We start from the raw sequence: 4,252 nt of genomic DNA, 5'->3' as shown, positions 1-4,252 counted from the left end.
AGCCCGCCCTCCCCCCGCTGACTGGCAGCGCCGCCAGGGCTGAGCGGTCGCCGCAAGGGGCCCGCACGACCTTGCTTCCGTCGGCCGTCCGGGGGAAGGCAGGAGGCATGGAGATCCTGGATCGACCCGCGCGGCCGAAGGGGCTGGGCCGCGCGCTGGCGCGCCTGCCCATCCACCTGTACCGGATGCACCTGGGCGGGCTCATGGGCGACCGCTTCCTGCTTCTGCACCACGTCGGCAGGAAGTCCGGGAAGCGGCGGCAGGTGGTGCTCGAAGTGGTGGAGCACACGGACGACGGCTACGTCGTCTGCTCCGGCTTCGGGCCGAAGGCCGACTGGTACCGCAATGTCCTCGCCCATCCCGACGTCGTGATCCAAGTGGGCCGGCGGCGCCTCGACGTCACCGCCCACCCGCTCGACCCCGCCGAGGGCGGCGAACTCATGGCCCGCTACGCGCCGCGCCACCCCAAGGCCGCCGCCCGCCTCGTCCGCCTGATGGGCTTCAGCGTCGACGGCACCGCCGACGACTACCGCCGCGTCGGCCGCGAACTCCCCTTCCTCCGCCTCTCCTGACCCCCTCAGCCGCCAAGGGGCCGATGGAAGAGGACCCGGTCGGTTCCCGGGCCGTCGTGGGCCGTGGCCAGGGTCGCGGTGAAGCCCATGGCCTGGTGGAAGGCGATCGAGGCAGTGTTCTCCGGAGACGTGAGGGCGCGGACGGTGGTGCGGCCGTCGGCGCGCGCCAGGGCGAAGAAGGCCTCGTAGAGGCGGCGGGCCAGGCCGGTGCCGCGGAAGCCGGGGTTCACGCCGACGAAGTGGATGTAGGCGGTGTCGGGGAGAGATGGGGAAAGGAAACCGACCAGGAAGCCCGCCAGGTCGTTCGGGGTCTCGGCGATGAGGCTGGTGCGGTGGAAGTGGTCGAGGAAGAGGCGGGGCAGGATGGCGTGTACCTCGCGGGTCCACCAGGCGTCTACGACGGTGATGATGCGGTCGTAGTCGGACGGGGTGGCCGGGCGCAGGTTCATTGGAGGGGGGCGGGGAGGGCTGTGGGCTTGGGCATGGCCTTGAGGCCCTCCAGGACGGTGTCCGGGGGCTCCGCGTAGACCGTGGGGTGGATCGGGTCGTCCGGGTAGGCGAGGCGGTTCTCGGACGGGGAGAACTGGACGTCGATGCCCGGCTTGTTGCCTCGGGGGTCGAGGAGGACCCAGCGGTCGTCCACCAGGGCGGCGGTGAGGCCGTGCAGGATGCCGGACGACTCCTGGTAGCACAGGCCCGCCTGGATGCCGCCTGCGCGGAGCAGGGCGACGTAGGCGTGGGACTTGGCGTAGCAGAGGCCGGTGCGCTGGTCGAGGACGTCGGAGGCGCGCCAGGGGACGCGTGGGTCGCCGGTGTCCATGGAGTGCGGGACCTGGTCGCGGACGTGGTCGAACGCGGCGTGGGCGTAGGCGATGTCGTCGCCGGTCCGTAGTTTCGCGGCGGTCGACTGGACGAGCGGGTGCTCGATGTCGATCGCTTCGGAGGCGCCCAGGTAGTCCCAGGGGGCGGCGGCGAAGTCCATCACAGGCCGAGGAGCGTCTCGATGCCGATCGTGAGGCGGTCCATCTCGGGGACCTTGCGGACGGCGAGGAGGACGCCCGGCATGAACGACTCGCGGTTCATCGAGTCGTGCCGGATGGTGAACAGCTCGCCGTGCCCGCCGAGCACGACCTCCTGGTGGGCGATGGCGCCCGACATGCGGACCGCGTGGACGCGGACGCCGTCGACGTCCGCGCCGCGGGCGCCGTCGACCTCCGACGTCGTGGCATCAGGGGAGGTGGAGACGCCGGCCTCGGCGCGGGCGGCGGCGACCAGTTCGGCGGTGCGGTAGGCGGTGCCGGACGGGGCGTCGGCCTTGTTCGGGTGGTGCGTCTCGACGATCTCGACGGACTCGAAGAACGGGGCCGCCTTCTGCGCGAAGTGCATCATCAGCACCGCGCCGATCCCGAAGTTCGGGGCGATGAGGACGTTCCCCGACGAGTCGTCGGTCAGCCAGGAGCGGACCGTGTCGAGGCGGGACGGGTCGAACCCGGTGGTGCCGACGACGGCGTGCAGGCCGCGCTCGACGCACCACTTGAGGTTGTCCATGACGACGCCGGGGTGGGTGAAGTCGACGACGACCTCGGCACCGGTGAGCGCGTCGAGCGCGTCCCCCTGGTCGACGGCCGCGACCAGCTCCATGTCGCCGGCCCCCCGCACGGCGCGGCACACCTCGGCCCCCATGCGGCCCTGCGCGCCCAGCACCCCGACCTTGATCACGTGTTCCTCCCGGTTGGCGTCCCGCCGAGCCTATCGTCCGCCCGCGGTCAGTCGTCGTCGCCGACGAACAGGTTGAGGAGCCAGCTCACGACGCCGATGATGATCGCGCCCCAGAACGCCGGCCAGAACCAGTCGACGTGGAAGGGCAGGTCGAGTTCGCCCGCGACCCAGCTCGTCAGCATGAGCAGCCCCGCGTTCACGACCAGCGCGAACAGCCCGAGCGTCAGGATGTAGAACGCGCAGCCCAGCACCTTGATCACGGGCTTGAGGACGGCGTTGATGACGCCGAAGATGACCGCGACGACGAGCAGCGTCAGCACCCGCTCGGTCGTGCTGCCGGCGGTCAGCTCGACGCCGTCGAGCGCGGCTTCCGCGACCCACAGCGCGATCGCGGAGATGACAATCCTGATGAGGATCTTCACGCGGCCGAACCTACCCGATCGCGGCGGATTCAGGCGCTGAAGTCGCGGTCGCCGACGGGGCCGATGACGGTGAGGGCCTGCGGGGCGGCGAGGACGTCGCGGGCGATGGCGCGGACGTCGTCGAGGGTGACGGCCTCGACGCGCGCCAGCACCTCGTCCACCGGCAGCAGCGACTCGTAGACCAGCTCGCTCTTGCCGATGCGGCTCATGCGGGAGCCGGTGTCCTCCAGGCCGAGGACCATGGCGCCGCGCAGCTGCCCCTTGCCGCGCTCCAGCTCCTCGTCGGTGAGGCACTCCTCGGCCGCCTTGCCCAGCTCGTCCCGGCAGATCGACAGGACCTCCTCGGCCTTCGCGGGCTGGCAGCCCGCGTAGACGCCGAAGATGCCGGAGTCGGCGTACTGGGCGGTGTAGCTGTAGACCGAGTAGGCCAGGCCGCGCTTCTCCCGGATCTCCTGGAAGAGGCGGGACGACATGCCGCCGCCGAGCGCGGCGTTCAGCACGCCGAGCGCGAACCGGCGGTCGTCGGTGCGGGACACGCCGGCGCCGCCGAGGATGATGTGCGCCTGCTCGGTGTCCTTGTCGATCACCACGCTGCGCGGGTCGAGCGGCGCGGGGGCGCCGTCCAGGCGGGGCGCGGCGGGCGCGGCGTCGCCGCCGAGGTGGTCGGCGAACGCGCGGGACACCAGCCCGACGACCTCGTCGTGGTCGATGTTGCCCGCCACCGACACCACCAGGCCGGACGGGACGTAGTGCTCCCGGTAGTAGCCGTGGATCCGGTCGCGGGACAGGGCGTTGATCGAGTCCTCGGTGCCGAGGATCGGGCGCCCGAGCGGCGTGTCGCCGTAGAGGGCGGTGGAGAACTCGTCGTGGATGAGGTCGCCCGGGTCGTCGTCGCGCATGTGGATCTCTTCGAGGATCACCCCGCGCTCGGCCTCGACGTCCTCGGGGCGGTTGACCGAGTCGGCGACCATGTCGGAGACGACGTCCACGGCGAGCGGCAGGTCGGCGTCCAGTACCCGCGCGTAGTAGCAGGTGTACTCCTTGGCGGTGAACGCGTTGAGGTCGCCGCCGACCGCGTCGACCGCCGCGGAGATCTCCAGCGCCGACCGCCGCCGCGTGCCCTTGAACAGCACGTGCTCCAGGTAGTGGCTGGCCCCGGCGTCGGCGGGCGCCTCGTCGCGGGAGCCGACCGCCGACCAGATGCCGAACGCGGCGGACCGCACGGTCGGCATCGTCTCGGTGATGATCCGCAGCCCGCCGGGCAGGACGGTGCGGCGCACCGCGCCGGCCCCGTCGGTGTGGATCGTGGTGGTGGTGCCGGGCTCCTGCGCCCGCGCCGGCAGGGTCACGTGTCGCTCACATTCCGTCGTTGGAAAGCGGCCGACGGCCCGTCCCGCGGCGCGCTGCCGCGGGACGGGCCGCCCGGTCACGGTTCGGATCAGGAGTTGCGCTGGCCGGAGTCGTCGCCGCGGCGGGGGCGGCGGCGGCTCCGGCCCGGTCCTGATCACCACCCGCATGCGCCGACGAAGCGGGCACGGC

General features: G+C 72.1%; 6 protein-coding genes. 1 reads left to right on the top strand and 5 read right to left on the bottom strand.

Annotated elements, in window-relative coordinates:
• Window positions 1-107 precede the first annotated feature (107 nt).
• On the top strand, window positions 108-572 hold the full coding sequence (locus HUX53_RS28615) for a nitroreductase family deazaflavin-dependent oxidoreductase (RefSeq protein WP_176406323.1): 465 nt from the start codon (window positions 108-110) through the stop codon (window positions 570-572).
• Between the two features lie 5 nt (window positions 573-577).
• On the opposite strand, the gene HUX53_RS28610 is transcribed toward HUX53_RS28615, so the two are convergent.
• The 5 genes from HUX53_RS28610 to HUX53_RS28590 are packed head-to-tail and all read right to left on the bottom strand — an operon-like array spanning window position 578 to window position 4,062.
• Complete coding sequence (locus HUX53_RS28610) at window positions 578-1,021, bottom strand: GNAT family N-acetyltransferase (protein WP_176406322.1); 444 nt, start codon at window positions 1,019-1,021, stop codon at window positions 578-580.
• Complete coding sequence (locus HUX53_RS28605; protein WP_176406324.1) at window positions 1,018-1,554, bottom strand: transglutaminase family protein; 537 nt, start codon at window positions 1,552-1,554, stop codon at window positions 1,018-1,020. Before HUX53_RS28605 ends, HUX53_RS28610 begins: the two co-directional genes overlap by 4 nt.
• Window positions 1,554-2,291 (bottom strand): 4-hydroxy-tetrahydrodipicolinate reductase, encoded by a 738-nt coding sequence (gene dapB, locus HUX53_RS28600; RefSeq protein WP_176406321.1) that lies wholly within the window; start codon window positions 2,289-2,291, stop codon window positions 1,554-1,556. The genes HUX53_RS28605 and dapB overlap by 1 nt, the downstream gene beginning before the upstream one ends.
• A 47-nt stretch (window positions 2,292-2,338) precedes the next feature.
• Window positions 2,339-2,713 (bottom strand): phage holin family protein, encoded by a 375-nt coding sequence (locus HUX53_RS28595; RefSeq protein WP_176406320.1) that lies wholly within the window; start codon window positions 2,711-2,713, stop codon window positions 2,339-2,341.
• 29 nt (window positions 2,714-2,742) lie between these two features.
• A complete protein-coding gene (locus HUX53_RS28590; RefSeq protein WP_176406319.1) occupies window positions 2,743-4,062 on the bottom strand; it encodes a pitrilysin family protein in 1,320 nt (439 codons plus the stop codon).
• Between the last annotated feature and the right edge of the window lie 190 nt (window positions 4,063-4,252).

Source organism: Actinomadura sp. BRA 177 (assembly GCF_013372625.1).
Classification (GTDB): domain Bacteria; phylum Actinomycetota; class Actinomycetes; order Streptosporangiales; family Streptosporangiaceae; genus Spirillospora.
This window is presented reverse-complemented; position numbering and strand designations above follow the sequence as displayed.